Source organism: Microbacterium aureliae (genome assembly GCF_054780155.1).
Window position 1 is genome coordinate 892,760 of record NZ_BAAGWW010000001.1, and the last position, 20,233, is coordinate 912,992.

The following is a 20,233-nucleotide window of genomic DNA, read 5'->3' on the forward strand; positions in this document are numbered from 1 at the left end:
TGTGCGGATCGCACCCCCCACTATCGGAGGTAGTCACGCCCGCCGACGCTGGGTAACGTCCGTGTCAGACTCGCCGATCACCGGCATCCCGTCTGACGCACGACCGTCTGCCCGCAAAGGAGCGCGCCGCATGACCAGCCAGATCGACCACCTGCTGACCGAGACCCGCCGGTTCGCACCGTCGCCCGAATTCGCCGCGGCCGCCGTCGCCGACGCGTCGCTGTACGACCGCGCCAAGACCGACCGCGAGGGCTTCTGGGCCGAGCAGGCCCGCGAGCTGCTGCACTGGCACAAGCCGTTCACGCAGGTGCTGGACTGGTCCAACCCGCCGTTCGCGGAATGGTTCGCCGACGGCGAGCTCAACGTCGCCTACAACTGCCTGGACCGCCACGTCGAGGCAGGCTACGGCGACCGCGCGGCGCTGCTGTGGGAGGGTGAGCCGGGCGACGAGCGGCGCGTGACCTACGCCGAGCTCACCGACGAGGTCAAGCGTCTGGCCAACGTGCTGGGGCGCCTGGGCATCGGCCACGGCGACCGGGTGGCGATCTACATGCCGATGATCCCCGAGGCCGTCGCCGCGATGCTCGCCGTCGCGCGCGTGGGCGCCATCCACTCCGTCGTCTTCGGCGGGTTCTCGGCCGACTCGCTGCGCGCGCGGATCGACGACGCCGGCGCGCGGCTGGTCATCACCGCCGACGGCGGCTACCGCAAGGGCAAGGTCTCACCCCTCAAGCCCGCCGTCGACATGGCGCTGTCCGACCGCAACGGCTCGGGCGTGCAAGAGAGCGTCGAGCACGTCCTCGTGGTCAAGCGCGGCGGCAACGAGGTCGAGTGGACCGAGGGCCGCGACCTGTGGTGGCACGACGTCGTGCCGCAGGCCCCGGCCGACCACGTGGCCCGGCCGTTCCCCGCCGAGAACCCCCTCTTCATCCTCTACACCTCGGGCACGACCGGAAAGCCCAAGGGCATCCTGCACACCTCCGGCGGCTACCTCACGCAGGCGACCTTCACCAACAAGGTCGTCCACGACCTGCACCCGGCGACCGACGTCTTCTGGTGCACCGCCGACATCGGCTGGATCACCGGCCACTCCTACGTCACGTACGGCCCGCTCGCCAACGGCGCCACCCAGGTGCTCTACGAGGGCACGCCCGACTCCCCGCACCCGGGCCGCTGGTGGGAGATCATCCAGAAGTACGGCGTGTCGATCTTCTACACCGCCCCGACCGCCATCCGGTCGTTCATGAAGATCGGCCGTCAGGTGCCCGCGCAGTTCGACCTCTCCAGCATCCGCCTGCTGGGATCGGTGGGTGAGCCCATCAACCCCGAGGCGTGGATGTGGTACCGAAAGGTCATCGGCGCCAAGCACGCACCCATCGTCGACACCTGGTGGCAGACCGAGACGGGCGCCATCATGATCTCGGCGCTGCCCGGCGTCACCGAGACCAAGCCCGGCTCGGCGCAGGTCGCGCTGCCCGGCATCGCGGTCGACGTCGTCGACGAGGACGGCACGCACGTCGGCAACGGCAACGGCGGGCTCCTGGTGGTCACCGAGCCGTGGCCGAGCATGCTCCGCGGGATCTGGGGCGACCCCGAGCGCTTCGTCGAGACGTACTGGGAGAAGTTCCGCACGCAGGGCTTCTACTTCGCCGGCGACGGCGCGCGACTGGACGACGACGGCGACGTGTGGCTGATGGGCCGCGTCGACGACGTCATGAACGTCTCGGGCCACCGGCTGTCGACCACCGAGATCGAGTCGGCGCTCGTGGCGAACGAGGCCGTCGCCGAGGCCGCCGTCGTCGGCGCGTCCGACGAGACCACCGGACAGGCCGTCGTCGCGTTCGTCATCGTCAAGCAGAGCTACCTGCAGGCGCACTCCGCCGAGGGCCTCGCGCACGCGCTGCGGTCGTGGGTCGGCGAGCAGATCGGTCCGATCGCGCGCCCCCGCGACATCTACATCGTGGGCGAGCTGCCCAAGACCCGCTCGGGCAAGATCATGCGACGCCTGCTGCGCGACGTCGCCGAAGGGCGCGAGGTGGGCGACACCACGACCCTCGCCGACACGGCGGTGATGAGCGTCATCTCGGCCCAGGTCAAGTGAGGCGGCACCTGGTCGCCCCGCGAGGGTGATCAGCGGATGCCGGGTCTCACGCCAGTGAGAAGACCACCTCGACCTCGACCGGGCTGTCCAGCGGCAGCACCGGGACCCCGACGGCCGAGCGGGCGTGACGCCCGGCATCCCCGAAGATCTCGCCCAGCACCTCGCTGGCGCCGTTGATGACGCCCGGCTGACCGGTGAACTCCGGGACCGAGGCGACGAAGCCGGTCACCTTGACGACGCCGGCGAGCCGGTCCACGCCGCCCGCGGCGGCTGCCGCGGCGGCCACGGCGTTGAGCGCGCACTGACGCGCGTACCCCTTCGCGTCGGATGCCGGGACGAGACCGTGCCCGTCGCCGACCTTGCCGGTCGCGGGCAGCGCGCCGGCGACCATCGGCAGCTGGCCGGACGTGTAGACGAGGTCGCCGTGGGCCTTCGCCGGGATGTAGGCGGCGACGGGCGGGACGACGGCGGGAAGCTCGATGCCGAGTTCGGCGAGGCGCTGCGAGATCCCCATGTCAGCTGCCCTCGAACTGGCGGGCCGCCTCGGCGGCCGCGCCGAGACCGGCGTTGGCCGCACCGCCGCCGGAGGGGCGCTTGAAGTAGGCCACGAGCCCGCCCTCGGGCCCCGGGACCACCTGCACGAGCTCCCACCCCTGCTTGCCCCAGTTGTTGAGGATCGCGGCGGTGTTGTGGATCAGCAGGGGCGTGGTCAGGTACTCCCACGTCGTCATCGAGGCTCCTCGCAGGTGGCGGATCGGCGGGCGGGCGCGGGCGGCTGATGCTCCGCTCGGGCGCGCGGCTGTCAAGGCATCGCCCAGGTATCTCCCTTACGATCACCCTATGCCTGATACGAAAAGAACGGCTAGCGGTGTGCTCGGCGGACTCGCCGGACTGGTCGGCCTCAGCGCGGTCGCCGGAGTGCTGATCAGTGCCACCGTCACCCCCGCCATCGCCGTATCGGGCGCAGCGGCATCCAGCGCGATCACGATGTTCGACAACCTGCCGAGCGTGCTCGACATCGACAAGCTCATGTTGCCGACCACGATCTACGCCAAGAACGAAGAGGGCGAGTGGCGTGAGCTGACGCAGTTCTACGACCAGAACCGGTCGCCGGTGGACTTCGACCAGATCGCACCGGTCATGTACGACTCGATCCTCTCCAGTGAGGACCCGCGCTACTACCAGCACGGCGGCGTCGACCTCATCGGAACCACCCGTGCCGTCATGAGCAACGTACGCGGGGGCGGCGAGACCCAGGGCGGCTCGTCGATCAGCCAGCAGTACGTCAAGAACATCCTCGTGCAGCGCTGCGAGGCCGACGCCAAGCCCACCGAGACGACCACGCTCGAGGAGGAGCGCTACGCCTGCTGGTTCGAGGCCACGCGCTCGGACGGCACCGACGGCATCCAGCGCAAGCTGCAGGAGATGCGCTACGCGATCGCGCTGGAGCAGAAGTACTCCAAGAACGAGATCCTGCTCGGCTACCTGAACATCGCCAACTTCGGCGGCACGACCTACGGCATCGACGCGGCGGCCCGGTATTACTTCGGGGTCACCGCCTCGAAGCTGAACCTCGCCCAGGCGGCGACGCTCGCCGGCATCGTGCAGAACCCCAACACGTACCGCATCGACCAGCCTAACAACGAGGTCAACGGCAAGGCCGACGGCTACGCCCTGACCAAGAAGCGCCAGCAGTACGTCCTGGACCGGCTGCTCGACGACGGCAAGATCACGCAGGAGCAGTACGACGAGACCTATGACGCCCCCCTCGAGCCGAAGATCACGCAGCCCAAGACCGGCTGCGCGGCCGCGAGCGGCGCGGAGTACTTCTGCCAGTACGTCCGCTACGTCATCGAGCGCGACCCCGCCTTCGGCGCAACCCCCGAAGACCGCATCGAGGCGCTGCGCCGCGGCGGCCTGAACGTCTACACGACGCTGAACTGGGAGCTGCAGAAGACCGCGCAGGCGGCGGTCAGCGAGACCGCGCCCACCTCGGTGCCGGGCACCAAGTTCGGGACCGCGTCGGTGAGCGTCGAAGCCGAGACCGGCCGCATCCTCGCCATCGCCCAGAACACCAAGTTCAGCGAGAGCATCACCGACGACAACAACTACTCGTCGATCGTGTACGCCGGTGATCGCCGCTTCGGGCAGTCGGACGGCTTCAACGCCGGCTCGACATTCAAGCTGTTCACGCTCATCGACTGGCTCGAGAAGGGCCACTCCATCAACGAGGTCCTCAACGGCCGCCTGCGTGCGATCCCGCGGATGACGAACTCGTGCAACGGCGACTGGGTGAACCAGGACGACACCATCGTCGGCAACTTCAACAAGGTCGGCGGCTACACCGGCACCCCGCTGCAGTTCACGCGCGACTCGCTGAACTCCGGCTATTTCGCGATGGCCGAGAAGCTCGACCTGTGCGACATCCAGAAGGTCGCGACCAAGATGGGCGTCACGCGCGGCAACGGAGACCCGGTCAACATGGACACGCAGTTCTCGGTGATCGGCTCCAACGACGTCTCGCCGCTGTCGATGGCCGGGGCCTACGGCACCGTCGCCAACAACGGCATCTACTGCCAGCCGAAGGCGATCGACAAGGTCACCGACTCGGAGGGCAACGAGTGGACGCTGCCCAAGCGCGAGTGCAACCAGGTCCTCGACCCGAAGGTGGCCGCGACCGCCGCGTTCGCGCTCTCGAGCGTGATGAACTCCGGCGGGACAGGCGCCTTCGGCAACCCGTTCGACGGCACGCCGCTGCTGGGCAAGACCGGCACGCACGAAGAGAAGCAGACCTGGCTGGTCGAGTCCAGCACCAAGGTCGCCACCGCCGTGTGGGTGGGCAACGCCGAGGGCAACGCCGACCTGTTCAAGAACTGGCACAACGGCTGGCAGCTCTCGCAGCTGCGCTACCTGCTGGCAAAGACCATCCAAGGCAAGGCGAACCAGCTCTTCCCGGGTGCGCCGTTCCCGACACCCGACTCGCAGCTGACGCGCCAGGTGCTCACCGACCTGCCGAACGTCGTCGGCCGCACGGTCGACGAGGCGCGCGGCATCCTGCAGCAGGCCGGCTTCACCGTCGTCGTCGGCGACGCCGTGGACTCCCCTGAGCCCGAGGGCATCATCGCCTCGCAGGACCCCGGCGCGGGCCGCGTCGCGGGCGGCACGACGGTGACGATCCGCCCCTCCAACGGCCAGGGCATCGCGGTGCCGGATGTCTCGGGGAAGCCCCTGGACCAGGCGGTCAAGGAGATCCGCAGCGCCGGTTTCGGCAACGTGCGGGAGGGATCGTGCACGGCGAACGAGGATGCCGACAAGCAGCCTCGCGCGACCGCCACGGATCCCGGTGCCGGCAGCGTCGTCAACCGCAACGCGGCGATCACCGTCAACTACCAGCAGCGCAGCTGCGACGGAGCCGACGCCGCGCCGGGCAGCAGCGGCAACGACTGATGCCCTCGTCCGCAGTGCGGACCGCCCTCACCGCGCTCGGCGCCGTGGGGGCGGTCGGCGCCGGCGCCGCGGTGTGGGGCGTGGGGATCGAGCGCTACCTGTTCACGGTCCGCCACCACCGGCTCGAGGTGCTGCCCGAGGGGAGCCGCCCGGTGCGCGTCCTGCACCTGTCGGATGCCCACATGGCGCCGTGGCAGCACCGCAAGCAGCGGTGGATCGCCGGGCTCGAGGGCCTGGAGCCGGACCTCATCGTCAACACCGGCGACAACCTCGGTCACCGTAACGGCCTCGACGGCCTGCGCGAGGCGTTCGCGCCGTTCCACGGCATCCCCGGCGTCTTCGTCCACGGCTCCAACGACCACACCTCGCCGAGTCCCCGCAATCCGCTGCGGTACTTCATCGGGCCGTCCAAGCACGTCGAAGAGTCCGAGCCGCTGGACACCGCCGCCCTCGACGACTATCTCGGGGGCGAGCTGGGGTGGATGCCGCTGAACAACGACGCCGGGATCGTGGAGGCCGCCGGCCACCGCCTGGAGGTCTTCGGGGTCAGCGACGCGCACCGCCGGTGGGACCGGCTGAGCGTCCTGCCCGGACTGCTCGGCGCACTGCGGGAGGGGCCTCGGGCCTCGGCATCCCTCGGGGTCAGCCACGCGCCGTACCGCCGCGTGCTGGACGCGTTCGTCGACGACGGGGCGGACGTCATCTTCGCCGGCCACACCCACGGTGGGCAGGTGCGGATCCCCGGCTCGCGCTCGGCGCTCGTGGCCAACTGCGACATCCCCCTCGACCAGGCCCGGGGCCTGTCGGCGTGGACGTCTCGCGGCCGGACCGTCCCACTCAACGTCAGTGCGGGTCTCGGGCACTCCATCTACGCCCCGGTGCGCTTCGCGTGCCGCCCCGAGGCGTCGCTGCTGGAGCTCGTCCCCCGAGCCTGACGCCGCGGCGTCCTCTCCTCCCCAGCGGCCCGAGCCGCGGCATCCGTCCCCAACCGTCACCTCACGCACGGGACGGGCCGACCGTGCGGCGACGATCGACTCCTCACCGACCGGAGGACCCGATGACCACCGCCGCCCTGACACCTCGCCCGCGACACCCCCGCCGCCGCGCCCTGCTCGCCGTCGTCGCCGCCCTGATGCTCGTTCTCGGAGCCCTCCTCGCCCTGCCGCAGACCGCGCACGCCGCGGACCGCGGCACCGGCTTCGGCTCGTGGGCGCCGCGGTCGACGTACGGCTGGCACGGGTCGATGCTCGTGGACGGCGTCCACACCTACTGCATCCTGCCCGGGGCTCCCCTGCCGACGGGACCGAGCGTGGACCGAGGCGTCCGCAGCGACGTCCGGGGCCTGACACCGGCTCAGCTGACGGGCATCAACCTGCTCGTCACGCGCTACGGGCAGACGTCCGACCCGGTGCAGGCGGCCGCGGTGGGCTGGGCGGTGAAGGCGCTCGTGGACTGGGACGAGACCCTCCGCCACTACGGGTACCGCGGCGATTCGCTGGCCGGGGCGATCCACTGGACGTTCTCGGCCCTCGCCCCCGCCCACAGCAAGGCCGTCCAGCAGCGCGCGGTCGCCTACTACCGGGAGGCCAGGGGCATCGCCGCGGGGGCCGCGACGGCATCCGGCGCCGTCCGCCTCGCGCTCGACGCCGCCGACCCGCTGCGGGGCGTCGTGCGCGTGCAGTCCTCCCGAGCGGCGACCGGCGTCCTGCGACTGCAGGGCGCGGTGTTCGCCGACACGGGCTCGGCCGAGAAGACGGATGCCGCGACCGGCGTCGACTACGCCGTCGAGGTGCGTCCAGCCGCGCCCGGACGGCCCTTCGAGGTGTCCGCCGCGGGAGAGTTCCGGGCGGGCCTGGCCGCAGCCGTCCGCCACGTCACCACGGCGGGCGGTCAGGACACCGCGGGCCCGGCGGGCGAGGCGTCCTTCAGGGTGGCGGCCGACGCCGGCGGGCTGCCCCTCTTCGCGCCGACGATCTCGACGCAGGCCGTCAGCCCGGCCGCCCCCGGTGGGGCGTACGTGGACGACGTCACCTTCGGCGGCGACCTGGTCCACTGGCCGCGCGACGCGGAGGGGGCGACCCTGCCGGTCACCGCGACAGCGACGGTGTACCGCACGGCGGCGGACCCGTCGGAGGCCGACGGCGCCCCCGCGGAGGGCGAGGCGGAGCCTGCAGAAGGCGGAGAGGTTCCCGCGCAGCCCAGCGCAGTGCCGGCCGACGCGGAGCCGGTGGGCTCGCTCGCCGCGACGGTGTCGGACCCGGCGGCGATCACGCGCGTCACGTCGGCGTGGAGCCTCGACGAGCCCGGCTGGTACACCGCGGTCTGGACGATCGCGAGAGGGGCGCAGACGGCGGAGGTCGCCGCGCACCTGCCCGAGCATTACACGTGGACCGAGGCGTTCGGGGTCGCGTCGCAGGTCGTGCACGTCCCGGCACCGCCGTCGCCCGTTCCCGAGCCCGAGCCGGAACCGGAACCCGAGCCCGAGCCCGAACCGGAACCCGAGCCGGAGCCGGAGCCCGAGCCCGAGCCCGAACCGTCCCCGGAAGCGGCCGCTCCCCCGGCCCCGCCGGCCCCCGCACCGCCGGCGCTCGCCGAGACGGGCGTCGACGTGGACTCGGTCCGAGGCCTCGCGGGCGTGGCCCTCGGTCTCGTCACCGCGGGGGCGACCCTGCTGACGCTGCGGCGTCCGCGGTTCGAACCACCCGTCGCCATCGGGTAGACTCGTCGAGTTGCCCGCGGGGTGTGGCGCAGCTTGGTAGCGCGCTTCGTTCGGGACGAAGAGGCCGCAGGTTCAAATCCTGTCACCCCGACATCGAAGAGGCTCCGCCGCGAGGCGGAGCCTCTCGTCTGTTCCGGAACCGAAAGTGAGAACCGTGGCCCGCAGCACCCCTCCCCGGCTGGTCGCCTTCGACCTGGATGACACGCTCGCGCCGTCCAAGAGCGCCATCCACCCGCGCATCGGCGACCTGCTGATCGCGCTCGCAGAGCGCGTCGAGGTCGCCGTCATCTCGGGCGGGCAGCTCGCCCAGTTCACCGCGCAGGTGGTGGACCTGCTGCCGGCGTCGTCAGGCGACGTGCTGTCCCGGTTCCACCTGCTGCCCACGTGCGGCACGCAGTACTACCGCGTCGAGGTCGACGGCATCCGCACCGTGTACGCCCACTCGCTCACCGACGACCAGAAGTCGCGCGCCATGCACGCCGTCGAGGACGAGGCCCGCCGCCTCGGCTACTGGGAAAGCCAGACCTGGGGGGACATCCTCGAGGACCGCGGGTCGCAGATCACCTTCTCGGCGCTCGGCCAGAGCGCGCCGCTCGAGGCGAAGACCGCGTGGGACCCCACCGGGCACAAGAAGAACACCCTGCGCGCCGCGGTCGCCGAGCGCCTGCCGGACCTCGAGGTCCGCTCGGGCGGGTCCACCTCGGTGGACATCACCCACCGGGGCATCGACAAGGCCTATGGGATGCAGCGCCTCGCGGAGCAGACCGGCATCCCCCTGGACGACATGCTGTTCGTCGGCGACCGGCTCGACCCCAACGGCAACGACTACCCCGTGCTGGCGATGGGTGTCGCGTGCCGCGCCGTCGAGGGGTGGGAGCAGACCGCCGCCCTGCTGGACGAGCTGATCCCGACCCTTCCCGCCCGCTGACCCGGCTCAGACGTTCGCGTCGGTGATCGCGCGAACGCCCGCCGGCTGACCGACGGGAACGAGTCGCTGCAGTTGCGTGACGTGCGAGGGTTGCAGCTCGGCGAGGGTCGAGACCCCGAGCAGCTGCATCGTCCGCTCGATCTCGCCGCGCAGGATCGCGATCATGCGGTCCACGCCCTGGCGCCCACCCGCCATCAGCCCGTAGAGGTACGCACGCCCGACGAGCGTGAACCGCGCGCCCAGGGCGATCGAGGCGACGATGTCGGCGCCGTTCATGATGCCCGTGTCGATCATGACGGTGGCGTCCTGCCCGACCTCGCGCACCACGTGCGGCAGCAGGTGGAAGGGAATGGGGGCGCGGTCCAGCTGGCGGCCGCCGTGGTTGGACAGCACGATCCCGTCGACGCCGTGGTCGATGAGCTTCACCGAGTCGGCGACCGTCTGGACGCCCTTCACGACGATCTTCCCCGGCCACATGTCCCGGATGTAGGCGAGATCCTCGTAGCTGATCGTCGGGTCCATCGCGGAGTTGAGCAACTCCCCCACGGTGCCGCCGGTCGTCGACAGCGACGCGAACTCCAGCTTCGGGGTGGTGAGGAAGTCGAACCACCACCAGGGCCGCGGAAGGGCGTTGAGGATGGTCCCGAGCGTCAGCTGCGGGGGGATCGAGAACCCGTTCCGCTTGTCGCGCAGCCGGGCACCCGCCACGGGGGTGTCGACGGTGAACATCAGCGTGTCGAACCCTGCGGCGGCGGCGCGCTGGGCCAGGCCGTACGAGATCTCGCGGTCGCGCATGACGTAGAGCTGGAACCAGTTGCGTCCCGCGGGGTTCGCCGCCTTCACGCCCTCGATCGAGGTCGTGCCGAGGGTGGACAGCGTGAACGGGATGCCGGCGGCCCCCGCCGCGGCGGCGCCGGCGCTCTCGCCCTCGGTCTGCATCAGCCGCGTGAAGCCGGTGGGTGCGATGCCGAAGGGAAACGCGGACGGCCCCCCGAGGATGTCGACCGACGTGTCGACGGCGGGCGCCGGGGTGAGGATCCCCGGGTGGAACTCGATGTCCTCGAAGGCCTGCCGCGCGCGCGCCAGCGACAGCTCCCCCTCGGCGGCCCCGTCGGTGTAGTCGAAAGCCGCCTTGGGCGTGCGTCGCTTCGCGATCGCCCGCAGGTCCGAGATGGTCAGCGCGGCGTCCAGGCGGCGCTTGCGCGCGTCCAGCTCGGGCTTCTTGAACTGCATGAGCTCCAGCAGCTCGGACGGCTTGGGGAGCTGTCGGGTGACCATGGGATGCCTTTCAGGAGTGCCGACGGGACAGGCCCGCCTCGGCGTAGTAGCCGGTGATGTGATCGGTGACGAGGGTCTCTGCACGGGCGGCGTCGCCCGCCTCGACGGCGGCGACGAGCGCGCGGTGCTCGGCCCGCAGGCGCGCGGACGTGGCGTCCCAGTCGGCGATGCGCTCGGCGCCGGTACGGACGTACCCTTCGATCGCGCTTCGCAGACCCGCCATCATCGCGGCGATGACGGCGTTGCCCGACGCCTCGGCCAGCGCGAGGTGCAGCTGGGAATCCAGGGCCAGGAACTCCTCGGCCGTGAGGTCGGCCGGCTCCATCGCCTCGAGCACCGTGCGGGCGTCGGCGAGGTCCGGCTCGGCCTGCGCGGCGAGGGTCCGCGCCACGGCTGCCTCGAGGACGACGCGGGTCGCCACGACGTCGTCGATCGGGAACCCCTGGGCGGCGACCTGGAGCCGCAGCAGCTGCGCCATGCCGCCCCGCGGCGTCGCGACGATCATCGCCCCCGAGCTCGGGCCCGACCCGGTCGCGGTGCGGATGAGCCCCATGACCTCGAGGACGCGGAGGGCCTCCCGCACGCTGGAGCGCCCGACGCCGAGCGCCGTGGAGAGGTCGCGCTCGCCCGGCAGGCGATCACCGGGCGCGAGGGCGCCGTCGAGCAGGTCGCCCTCGATCTTCTCGAGCACGGTGCGCCATGCACGCGGTGCCGGAGCGGATGCCGTCATCGGTCCTCCTCAGTGGTCTGACCACGATAGCCGCTGTGGTCAGACCATGCAAGGCCGGTCAGCCGAGCGCGCCGCCAGACTCCCGCAGGTAGCATTCCGCGCACATCGACTCGTAGGTCACCCGCGCGCTGGACTGCTCGTCGATGGCGACCTGGTCGCCGTCGAAGACGAACCGGCCCCCCACCAGTCGGGCGTTGAAGAGCGCCTTCCGCCCGCAGCGGCAGATGGTCTTCAGCTCCTCGAGGCTGTGGGCGAGCTCCAGCAGGCGCCTCGACCCCGGGAAGGCCTGCGTCTGGAAGTCGGTGCGGATGCCGTAGGCGAGGGCCGGGATGCCGTCGAGGACGACGATCCGCAGCAGGTCGTCGACCTGCGCGGGCGTGAGGAACTGCGCCTCATCCAGCAGGAAGCACGCGACGTCGGGCGCGGCGCCCGTCGCGGCGGACTCCGGGATGAGCGCGTCCTCGGCCTCCGCACGCAGCCGTGCGCGATGCTCGGCGAACAGGGCACGCAGGTCGTCGTCCGGCTTGATGAGGAAGTCGACCTTGCGGCGGACGCCCAGCCGGCTGTCGATCTGATCGGCGCCCTTGGTGTCGATCTCGGGCTTGGCCAGCAGCACGTGCTGCCCGCGCTCCTCGTAGTTGTACGCCGCCTGCAGCAGAGAGGTGGACTTGCCGGAGTTCATCGCCCCGTAGCGGAAGTACAGTTTGGCCACTGCAGGAGTCTACGGAACGCCCACCGGCGCGACCGGTCTCAGGCGTTGAGCGAGAGCGTGCCGGCCGTCTCGGAGAGCACCTGCCGTGCGGCATCCGGTCGAGGGTTGAGCGTCTCGCCGTAGCTGGGGATGAGCTCCCGCAGGCGCGGCTCCCACTCCTCGACGCGGTCGGGGAAGCAGGTCTTCAGCAGCCCCAGCATGATCGACACCGCCGTCGAGGCGCCCGGGGACGCCCCCAGAAGCCCGGCGATCGTGCCGTCGGCGCCCGTGACGACCTCGGTGCCGAACTGCAGCACGCCACCCTTGTCGGGATCCTTCTTCATCACCTGGGCGCGCTGACCGGCGTTCAGCAGCTCCCAGTCCTCGTCCCGCGCGGTCGGCATGAAGGTGCGCAGGCTCTCGACCTTCTGCCTGTGCCCCTTCAGCAGCTCGCCCACGAGGTACTTGATCAGACCGGGGTTGTCGATGGCGACCTTGATCATCGGCCAGAGGTTGCCCGGGCGGACCTGGGCGACGATGTCGAGCATCGAGCCGTTCTTGAGGAACTTCGGGCTGAAGGTGGCGAACGGGCCGAACAGCAGCGAGGCCTCGCCGTCCACCACGCGGGTGTCCAGGTGCGGCACCGACATCGGCGGGGCGCCCACGGACGCCTGGGAGTACACCTTCGCCTTGTGCTGGGCGACGATGGCCGGGTTCGAGGTCTTCAGCCACTGACCGCCGATGGGGAACACCCCGTAGCCGTCGATCTCGGGGATGCCGGAGCGCTGGAGCAGCTTGATCGCCCACCCGCCGGCGCCGACGAAGACGAAGCGGGCGCGGATGCTGCCGGGCGTGCGCCCGACGGAGTTGCGCCAGCTGACCTTCCACGTGCCGTCTGCCTGCTTCTTCAGCCGCTTGACCTCGCGGTTGGTGACGACCTCGGCACCGCGCGCCGACAGGTTGTCGAAGAGCTGGCGGGTGAGGGCGCCGAAGTCGACGTCGGTCCCCGCCGGCACGCGCGTGGCGGCGAACGGCGCGTCCGAGGCCCGGCGCTTCTGCATCAGCAGCGGCGCCCACTGGTTGATGACGCGGGAGTCCTCGCTGTACTCGATGCCTTCGAACAGCGGCTGGTCCTTGAGCGCCTCGTAGCGCTTCTTGAGGTACGCAACGTCCTTCTCGCCGCGGACGAAGGTCATGTGCGGCGTGGCGTTGATGAACGTCGACGGCGCGTCGAGCACGCCCTCCTCAACCAGCGAGGCCCACAGCTGCCGGCTCTGCTGGAACTGCTCGTTGATGGCGATCGCCTTCGCGGGGTCGACCGAGCCGTCCTTGCCCTCGGGCATGTAGTTCAGCTCGCAGAGCGCCGCGTGACCCGTGCCGGCGTTGTTCCACGCGTTCGAGCTCTCGAGGGCGACGTCGCTGAGCCGTTCGTAGACGACGATCTTCCAGTCCGGCTGCAGCTCGCTGAGGAGCGTGCCCAGCGTCGCGCTCATGATGCCGCCGCCGATGAGGACGACGTCGACCGGCTCGCTCATCGAGCAGCCCCCTCGGCGAGGGCGCCCTTGCGTGCGGCGATGAGCTCGGCGATCTGCACGGCGTTGAGCGCGGCGCCCTTGCGCAGGTTGTCGTTGCTGATGAACAGGGCCAGTCCCTTGCCCTCGGGCGCGGACTGGTCGGCGCGGATGCGCCCGACGAAGCTCGGGTCCTTGCCTGCGGCCTGCAGCGGCGTCGGCACGTCGGCGAGGCTGACGCCGGGAGCGTCGGCGAGCAGCTCGCGCGCCCGCTCGGGGGTGATGTCGCGCGCGAACTCGGCGTTGATCGACAGCGAGTGGCCGGTGAAGACCGGGACGCGCACGCACGTGCCCGCCACCCGCAGGTCGGGCAGCTCGAGGATCTTGCGCGACTCGTTGCGCAGCTTCTTCTCCTCGTCGGTCTCTTCCTCGCCGTCCTCGACGATCGAGCCCGCGAGCGGGATCACGTCGAACGCGATGGGCGCGACGTACTTCTGCGGCGCGGGGAAGTCCACCGCCGACCCGTCGTGGACCAGGCGCAGCGTGTCTCCCTGGGCGAGGACCTCTTCGACCTGGCCGAGCAGCTCGCGCGCGCCGGCGAGTCCGGACCCCGACACCGCCTGGTACGTCGAGACGATGAGGCGCTCGAGCCCGGCCTCGGCGTCGAGCACCTTCAGCACCGGCATCGCGGCCATCGTCGTGCAGTTCGGGTTGGCGATGATGCCCTTGGCCGGCGCCTCGGCCGCGTGCGGGTTGACCTCGGCGACCACCAGCGGCACGTCCGGGTCCATGCGCCAGGCGCTGGAGTTGTCGATGACGACGGCGCCCGCCGCGGCGAACCGCGGGGCGTGCGCGCGGGATCCGTTGGCACCGGCCGAGAAGAGCGCGATGTCGATTCCCGCGGGGTCGGCCGTCGCGATGTCCTCGATCTCGACGGGCTGGCCGGCGAACTCCACGACCGTCCCCGCGGAGCGCGCGGTGGCGAACAGTCGCAGCTCGCGGATCGGGAAGGAGCGCTCCGCGAGGATCTCGCGCATCACGGTGCCGACCTGCCCGGTGGCGCCGACGACCGCGATGGAGAGTCCGGAATCGGAGATGCGGGTCATGGTGTACCTCTCTGCAGGAAGGATCAGCGGCCGGTGCCGGCGTAGACGGTGGCCTCGGTGTCGCCGTCGAGACCGTACGCGGTGTGGACCACGCGGGCGGCCGCGGCGAGGTCGTCCCCGCGGACGACCACCGAGATGCGGATCTCGGAGGTCGAGATCATCTCGATGTTGATGCCGGCGACGCTGAGCGCCTCGAACAGGGTCGCCGAGACGCCCGAATGGGTGCGCATGCCGGCGCCCACGACCGAGAGCTTGCCGATCTGGTCGTCGTGCACCAGGTTGTCGAAGCCGATCTCGGACTGGTCGGCGCTGAGCGCCTTCAGCGCGATCGCGGCATCCCCCTTGGGCAGGGTGAACGAGATGTCGGTGCGGCCGGTCGCCGCTGCCGAGACGTTCTGGACGATCATGTCGACGTTCGCACCGGACTTGGCGACGATCTTGAAGATCTCGGCGGCCTTGCCCGGGACGTCGGGCACGCCGATGATCGTGATCTTGGCCTGGCCCAGGTCGGTGGCCACTCCGGCGACGATCGGCTCTTCCATGTCTTCTTCCTCACCGTCGGGGCGGGTCTGTCCGGGGCCGAGCACCCACGTGCCGTCGGCCGAGCTGAAAGTGGAGCGGGCGTGGATGAGGACGCCGTGGCGGCGGGCGTATTCCACCGCGCGGATATACAGCACCTTCGCCCCGTTGGCGGCGAGCTCGAGCATCTCCTCGCTGCCGACGACGGCGAGCTTGCGCGCCTTCGGGACGACGCGGGGGTCCGCGGTGAAGATGCCGTCGACGTCGCTGTAGATCTCGCACACGTCCGCTTCGAGCGCGGCGGCGAGCGCGACGGCCGTGGTGTCCGAGCCGCCGCGGCCGAGCGTGGTGATGTCGCGGGTGTCGCGGTTGAAGCCCTGGAAGCCGGCCACGATGACGATCGCGCCCTCGTCCAGCGCTTCGCGCAGGCGGACGGGGGTGACATCGACGATGCGGGCGGAGCCGTGATCGGCGGTGGTGATCATCCCCGCCTGGCTGCCGGTGAACGAGCGGGCCTCGAAGCCCATCGAGTGGATCGCCATCGCCAGCAGGGCCATCGCGATGCGCTCCCCGCTCGAGAGCAGCATGTCCAGCTCGCGCGGTGCGGGGATCGGCGCGACCTGGGAGGCGAGGTCCAGCAGCTCGTCGGTGGTGTCGCCCATGGCGCTCACGGCCACGACCACGTCGTGGCCGGCCCGGCGCGTGTCGACGATGCGCTTGGCGACGCGCTTGATGCTCTCGGCATCCGCGACGGACGACCCGCCGTACTTCTGGACGATCAGCGCCACGATGAGACTCCCGAGGTGCCCGCGGGCACGCGTGTGGTGACGGGCGGGCGAACGGATGCCGCGCCCACCGGTCCATCTTACGGATGCCGCCATGCGGCCCCGGCCATGTGACAGGTGGCGGCCGTCCGCGGTGATTACGATCGACCGATGGGCACTCGTCGTCGTCGTCTCATCGGTCCCCTCGAGAGCCTCGTCCGCTCGGGGTCCGCGGCCGCCGACACCGAGGCGCTGATGGTGCTCGACGACACCGTCGCGGCGCGGATCCTGGACCTCGCGGTGCGCATCGGCGAGACGATGCTGGTGACCGGCGCGTCGGCGAGCGAGGTGACGCTCACGATCGTCCGCGTCGCCGGCGTCTACGGTCTGACGCACGTCCACGTCGACGTCACGTACAACTCCATCACCGCGGCCCACCACAGCGGATCGGCGCAGCCGATCGCCCTCATGCGGGTCGTGCGGGGCTCGATGCCCGATCACGACAAGCTGCAGCGCCTGCAGGCGCTGGTGGCCGACATCCGCGCCGGCCTGGGCCTGGCCGAGGCGCGGGAGCGCTATCGCGAGATCCGCCGCCGGCCGTTCGGATACCGCCCCGTCGTGGTGGTGGCCGCGCAGGCGCTGCTGGCCGTCGGGGTCGCGGTGATGTACGGGGGGAACTGGCTGGTGATCCTGCTGGCATTCGTGGGGGCGGCGCTGGCCGCTCTGACGCAGTGGCTGCTGGCGCGCGGCAAGGTGCCGTACTTCTTCAGCCAGATCGCCGGGGCGTTCGTGCTCACCCTGATCGCCGCGGCTTCCCCGCTGCTGACGCTGCTGGGCTGGCCTGCCGCCGAGGGCCTGCGCCCGTCCCTCATCGTCGCGTCGGGGATCGTGCTGATGCTGGCGGGGCTGACCGTCGTCGGAGCCGCGCAGGACGCCATCGACGGCTTCGCTCTGACGGCCACCGGACGCATCCTCGAGCTCATGACCCACACGCTCGGGGTGGTGCTCGGCATCCTGGCGGGCCTCGAGACGGCGCGCGTGCTGGGACTGCCCATCGATCCGCCGGATGACGCGCTGCCCCTCGGCGCGGTCCCGCTGCAGCTGCTGGGAGCGGTGATCATCGCCGTCTCGGTCGCCGTGTTCAACGGAGCGGGCCGGCGCATCGTCGGCGTCAGCGCGCTGCTGAGCCTCATCGCGTGGCTCGGCTATCTCGTCGCGACCGGGATCGGCTTCGAGTCGGCGGCGGCGGGCGGGGCGGGCGCGCTGGTGGCGAGCTTCCTGGGAGTCGTCCTCGCCCACCGGCTCCACGTCCCGTCGGTGGCGATCACGACCGCCGCGATCCTGCCGATGGTCCCGGGTGCCCTGGTGTTCCGCGGTCTGCTCGATGTCGTCGCCGGCGAAGGCGGGTCGGGGGCGATGACGCAGGGGTTCGCGACGCTGGTGAGCGCGGCGATCATCGGCATCAGCCTCGCGGTGGGCGCCTCGCTCGGGATCTACCTGGGGCAGCCGGTGCGGGCGACCCTCGGGTCGGTCACGCGGGCGCGGATCCGCGCCCGCCGCTGACCACGCCGGCTCAGACCGAACGGCGCCCTTCGAAGGCGCGGCCGAGGGTCACCTCGTCGGCGTACTCGAGGTCGCCGCCCACGGGCAGGCCGGATGCCAGGCGGGTGACCGAGATCTCGAGGGTGTGCAGCAGCCGGCTGAGGTACGTGGCCGTCGCCTCGCCCTCGAGGTTGGGGTTGGTGGCGATGATGACCTCTTGCACCGTCCCGTCGGCCAGGCGCTGCATGAGGGAGGTGATCCGCAGATCGTCGGGTCCGATGCCGGCGATGGGGCTGATCGCCCCTCCGAGCACGTGGTACAGCCCGCGGAACTCGCGGGTCCGCTCGATCGCGGCGACGTCCTTGGCGTCTTCGACGACGCAGATCAGCGACTCGTTGCGTCGGGGGTCGCGGCAGATGCTGCAGCGCTCCTGCTCGCTGACATTGCCGCACACCTCGCAGAAGCGGACCTTCTCGCGGACGTCGGTGAGCAGCTCGGCGAGCCGCGACACGTCGAAGTTGGGGGTCTGCAGGATGTGGAACGCGATGCGCTGGGCGGACTTCGGGCCGATGCCGGGAAGGCGCCCGAACTCGTCGATCAGGTCCTGGACGATGCCGTCGTACATGGGCTAGCTGAACCTCGTCGGCGCTTCGTAGGGCTCCTCGCGCACGAAGCGCGCGCCCAGCACCTGGCGGACGACCGCCTCGCCGTAGCGCTGCACCCCGTCGCCGCGGGTCTCGGGCGCGGCGGCCAGCCGCGGGGCGACCACCGGCGGGATGGGGGCATCGGCATCGGGCACGTCGGGGACCTCGTCGGCGGGGTCGTCGGCGTCCTGGGCGGGCGGCGCCGCGTCGGCCGGCGCGAGGACGACGCCGTCGCGCGGCGGGGCGAGAGTCGCCAGGCGCGCGGGGGCGGCGGACTCCGCCTCTTCGGGTTCGTCGTCGACGGCGAACTGCGCCGCCGGCGGACCGGAGTCCGGGATCGGCGCGACCGCCCAATCGGTCACGGGGGCGGCGGGATCCGGACGAGATGCCGGGGCGGGACGGGAAGACTGCGCCGGCCGGGACTGGGCCGGAGAGGACTGGGCCGGAGAGGACTGGGCCGGAGAGGACTGGGCCGGCGCGGGACCGGACGACTGCGCCGGAGGCGGCGGCGACGCGGGTCCGGAGGGCGGCGCCGAGCTCGGAGACGCCGAGGAGGGCTGCTCCGCCGGGGCCGGCGGCGCCCAGCGGTCACCCGGTTCGGTCTCGTCGCCGGGGCCGGGAGCGGGGTCGCCTGACCCGTCGGCGTCGTGCTTGGCGAGGTACTTCACGCGGATGCCGAGGACGCCCTGGATCGCGGTGCGCAGGTCCTCGCTGGGCCCGGCGCCGGCGGCGCGGCGCTTGAACGCCGCGACATCCGACTGGCTCTGGAAGCCGAGGGTGAGGACCTCGTCGGCGAAATCCGCCACCCGGGCACTCGAGGCGATGAGCCACGACGACCGGCTGATCTTCTCGAGCGCGCCCAGCACCTCGGGCCACGCGTCCCGCATGCGCTGCGCGGTGACGGGCCCGGTCGGCACAGCGGGAGCCGGCGACGCGGCGGGGGCAGAGACCGGCTCGGCCTGCTCGGGAGCGGGCACCGGGCGGGCATCCGCGGGAGCGGCACCCGTCGGGGCAGCACCCGTCGAGACGGCGCCCGCCGTTGCCGGCGACGCCACCGGAGGACTCTGGGCGGGCACCGCAGCGGCCGCGGTGGTCTGCGCGAGCACGCGCGCCACCATGAGTTCCAGCTGCAGGCGCGGCGAGGTCGCCCCGGTCATCTCGTCGAGTGCCGCGATGACGATGTCGGCCGTCCGCGACAGACGGCCCGCGCCGAAGGCGTCGGCCTGTCGCTGCATGGTGGCGAGCTCTTCGGCCGACACCCCGCGCAGCACCGCCGCGGCATCCTGACCGGTCGCGGCGACGATGATGAGGTCCCGCAGGCGCTCCAGCAGATCGTCGACGAAGCGGCGCGGGTCCTGCCCGGTCTGCACGACGCGGTCCACCGCGGCGAAGGCCGCTGCGGCGTCGGCGGCGGCGAACGCGTCGACGACCTCGTCCAGCAGCTCGGCGTGGGTGTAGCCCAGCAGTGCGACGGCCCGCTCGTAGCGAACGGTCACCCCGTCCTCGGCGGGTTCCGAGCCGGCGATCAGCTGGTCCAGCAGCGACAGCGTGTCACGCGGGGACCCGCCGCCGGCGCGGACCACGAGCGGGAGCACACCCGCCTCGACGGTCACGTGCTCGGCGACGCAGAGCTGCTGGACGTACTCCAGCATCGCCGCCGGCGGCACGAGCCGGAACGGGTAGTGGTGGGTGCGCGAGCGGATGGTGCCGATGACCTTCTCGGGCTCGGTGGTGGCGAAGATGAACTTGACGTGCGCGGGCGGCTCTTCGACCAGCTTCAGCAGGGCGTTGAAGCCCTGCGGGGTGACCATGTGCGCCTCGTCGAGGATGAAGATCTTGAAGCGGTCCCGCGCCGGCGCGAACACCGCCCGTTCGCGCAGGTCCCGCGCGTCGTCGACGCCGTTGTGGCTCGCGGCGTCGATCTCGACGACGTCGAGCGAGCCGCCGCCCCCGCGACCCAGCTCGACGCAGCTCTCGCATTCGCCGCACGGGGTGTCGGTCGGACCCTGCGCACAGTTCAGGCAGCGGGCGAGGATGCGCGCCGACGTCGTCTTGCCGCAGCCGCGCGGACCCGAGAACAGGTAGGCGTGCCCGACGCGATCGCCGCGCAGCGCCGTCATGAGCGGCTCGGTGACCTGGGACTGCCCGATCATCTCGCCGAACGACTCGGGCCGGTAGCGGCGGTACAGGGCGGTGGTCACCCCCACAGCCTACGGCGTGCCGCAGACATCGCCGCGGCCGGTTCCCCCGCCG

General features: G+C 71.6%; 16 protein-coding genes and 1 tRNA gene. 7 read left to right on the top strand and 10 right to left on the bottom strand.

Annotated features, from left to right (window positions below; translation table 11 throughout):
• Positions 1-130 precede the first annotated feature (130 nt).
• Positions 131-2,101 (top strand): acetate--CoA ligase, encoded by a 1,971-nt coding sequence (acs, locus tag ACYVF4_RS04345; protein ID WP_460720072.1) that lies wholly within the window; start codon positions 131-133, stop codon positions 2,099-2,101.
• Between the two features lie 46 nt (positions 2,102-2,147).
• On the opposite strand, the gene ACYVF4_RS04350 is transcribed toward acs, so the two are convergent.
• Entirely contained in the window at positions 2,148-2,615 is a 468-nt protein-coding gene (locus tag ACYVF4_RS04350) for a RidA family protein (RefSeq protein ID WP_460720074.1), read from the bottom strand.
• A 1-nt stretch (position 2,616) separates the two neighbouring features.
• The gene (locus tag ACYVF4_RS04355; RefSeq protein WP_460720076.1) at positions 2,617-2,832 is read right to left on the bottom strand and encodes a DUF4177 domain-containing protein; all 216 of its coding nucleotides are present in this window, start codon (positions 2,830-2,832) and stop codon (positions 2,617-2,619) included.
• A gap of 109 nt (positions 2,833-2,941) precedes the next feature.
• Here ACYVF4_RS04355 and ACYVF4_RS04360 point away from each other — a divergent pair, with 109 nt between their 5' ends.
• The 5 genes from ACYVF4_RS04360 (at position 2,942) to ACYVF4_RS04380 (ending at position 9,195) form a co-directional block, all read left to right on the top strand.
• Positions 2,942-5,548, top strand: coding sequence for a transglycosylase domain-containing protein (locus ACYVF4_RS04360; RefSeq protein ID WP_460720079.1), 2,607 nt, complete (start codon positions 2,942-2,944; stop codon positions 5,546-5,548).
• On the top strand, positions 5,548-6,483 hold the full coding sequence (locus ACYVF4_RS04365) for a metallophosphoesterase (protein WP_460720082.1): 936 nt from the start codon (positions 5,548-5,550) through the stop codon (positions 6,481-6,483). Before ACYVF4_RS04360 ends, ACYVF4_RS04365 begins: the two co-directional genes overlap by 1 nt.
• Positions 6,484-6,605: 122 nt before the next feature.
• Complete coding sequence (locus ACYVF4_RS04370; protein WP_460720084.1) at positions 6,606-8,267, top strand: ribosomal eL19 family protein; 1,662 nt, start codon at positions 6,606-6,608, stop codon at positions 8,265-8,267.
• Positions 8,268-8,284: 17 nt separating this feature from the next.
• Positions 8,285-8,358, top strand: a tRNA-Pro gene (locus ACYVF4_RS04375).
• 63 nt (positions 8,359-8,421) lie between these two features.
• Complete coding sequence (locus ACYVF4_RS04380) at positions 8,422-9,195, top strand: HAD-IIB family hydrolase (protein WP_460720086.1); 774 nt, start codon at positions 8,422-8,424, stop codon at positions 9,193-9,195.
• A 6-nt stretch (positions 9,196-9,201) separates the two neighbouring features.
• Here the strand turns inward: ACYVF4_RS04380 and ACYVF4_RS04385 are convergent, their stop codons facing one another.
• The 6 genes from ACYVF4_RS04385 to ACYVF4_RS04410 are packed head-to-tail and all read right to left on the bottom strand — an operon-like array spanning position 9,202 to position 15,818.
• A complete protein-coding gene (locus tag ACYVF4_RS04385; protein ID WP_460720088.1) occupies positions 9,202-10,473 on the bottom strand; it encodes an alpha-hydroxy acid oxidase in 1,272 nt (423 codons plus the stop codon).
• Between the two features lie 10 nt (positions 10,474-10,483).
• A complete protein-coding gene (locus ACYVF4_RS04390) occupies positions 10,484-11,203 on the bottom strand; it encodes a FadR/GntR family transcriptional regulator (RefSeq protein WP_460720090.1) in 720 nt (239 codons plus the stop codon).
• Positions 11,204-11,261: 58 nt separating this feature from the next.
• Positions 11,262-11,915, bottom strand: coding sequence for a thymidine kinase (locus ACYVF4_RS04395; protein WP_460720092.1), 654 nt, complete (start codon positions 11,913-11,915; stop codon positions 11,262-11,264).
• Between the two features lie 38 nt (positions 11,916-11,953).
• On the bottom strand, positions 11,954-13,429 hold the full coding sequence (locus tag ACYVF4_RS04400; protein WP_460720094.1) for a malate:quinone oxidoreductase: 1,476 nt from the start codon (positions 13,427-13,429) through the stop codon (positions 11,954-11,956).
• On the bottom strand, positions 13,426-14,511 hold the full coding sequence (locus ACYVF4_RS04405) for an aspartate-semialdehyde dehydrogenase (RefSeq protein ID WP_460720096.1): 1,086 nt from the start codon (positions 14,509-14,511) through the stop codon (positions 13,426-13,428). The genes ACYVF4_RS04400 and ACYVF4_RS04405 overlap by 4 nt, the downstream gene beginning before the upstream one ends.
• A 23-nt stretch (positions 14,512-14,534) precedes the next feature.
• On the bottom strand, positions 14,535-15,818 hold the full coding sequence (locus ACYVF4_RS04410) for an aspartate kinase (RefSeq protein WP_460720098.1): 1,284 nt from the start codon (positions 15,816-15,818) through the stop codon (positions 14,535-14,537).
• 147 nt (positions 15,819-15,965) lie between these two features.
• Between ACYVF4_RS04410 and ACYVF4_RS04415 the strand changes: the two genes are divergently transcribed.
• Positions 15,966-17,357: a threonine/serine exporter family protein gene (locus tag ACYVF4_RS04415; RefSeq protein WP_460720100.1), complete on the top strand. Its 1,392-nt coding sequence runs from the start codon at positions 15,966-15,968 to the stop codon at positions 17,355-17,357.
• Between the two features lie 10 nt (positions 17,358-17,367).
• Here ACYVF4_RS04415 and recR read toward each other — a convergent pair whose 3' ends face one another.
• Complete coding sequence (gene recR, locus ACYVF4_RS04420; RefSeq protein WP_460720102.1) at positions 17,368-17,961, bottom strand: recombination mediator RecR; 594 nt, start codon at positions 17,959-17,961, stop codon at positions 17,368-17,370.
• A 3-nt stretch (positions 17,962-17,964) separates the two neighbouring features.
• Positions 17,965-20,181, bottom strand: a complete 2,217-nt coding sequence (locus tag ACYVF4_RS04425; RefSeq protein ID WP_460720104.1) for a DNA polymerase III subunit gamma and tau — start codon at positions 20,179-20,181, stop codon at positions 17,965-17,967.
• Positions 20,182-20,233 lie beyond the last annotated feature (52 nt).

Bases quoted from the DNA above. Each gene is read 5' to 3' on its own strand.
- ACYVF4_RS04385 (WP_460720088.1), bottom strand. From the start codon at position 10,473: ATGGTCACCCGACAGCTCCCCAAGCCGTCCGAGCTGCTGGAGCTCATG.
- recR (WP_460720102.1), bottom strand. From the start codon at position 17,961: ATGTACGACGGCATCGTCCAGGACCTGATCGACGAGTTCGGGCGCCTT.
- ACYVF4_RS04390 (WP_460720090.1), bottom strand. From the start codon at position 11,203: ATGACGGCATCCGCTCCGGCACCGCGTGCATGGCGCACCGTGCTCGAG.
- ACYVF4_RS04350 (WP_460720074.1), bottom strand. From the start codon at position 2,615: ATGGGGATCTCGCAGCGCCTCGCCGAACTCGGCATCGAGCTTCCCGCC.
- ACYVF4_RS04355 (WP_460720076.1), bottom strand. From the start codon at position 2,832: ATGACGACGTGGGAGTACCTGACCACGCCCCTGCTGATCCACAACACC.
- acs (WP_460720072.1), top strand. From the start codon at position 131: ATGACCAGCCAGATCGACCACCTGCTGACCGAGACCCGCCGGTTCGCA.
- ACYVF4_RS04405 (WP_460720096.1), bottom strand. From the start codon at position 14,511: ATGACCCGCATCTCCGATTCCGGACTCTCCATCGCGGTCGTCGGCGCC.
- ACYVF4_RS04415 (WP_460720100.1), top strand. From the start codon at position 15,966: ATGGGCACTCGTCGTCGTCGTCTCATCGGTCCCCTCGAGAGCCTCGTC.
- ACYVF4_RS04370 (WP_460720084.1), top strand. From the start codon at position 6,606: ATGACCACCGCCGCCCTGACACCTCGCCCGCGACACCCCCGCCGCCGC.
- ACYVF4_RS04400 (WP_460720094.1), bottom strand. From the start codon at position 13,429: ATGAGCGAGCCGGTCGACGTCGTCCTCATCGGCGGCGGCATCATGAGC.
- ACYVF4_RS04360 (WP_460720079.1), top strand. From the start codon at position 2,942: ATGCCTGATACGAAAAGAACGGCTAGCGGTGTGCTCGGCGGACTCGCC.
- ACYVF4_RS04365 (WP_460720082.1), top strand. From the start codon at position 5,548: ATGCCCTCGTCCGCAGTGCGGACCGCCCTCACCGCGCTCGGCGCCGTG.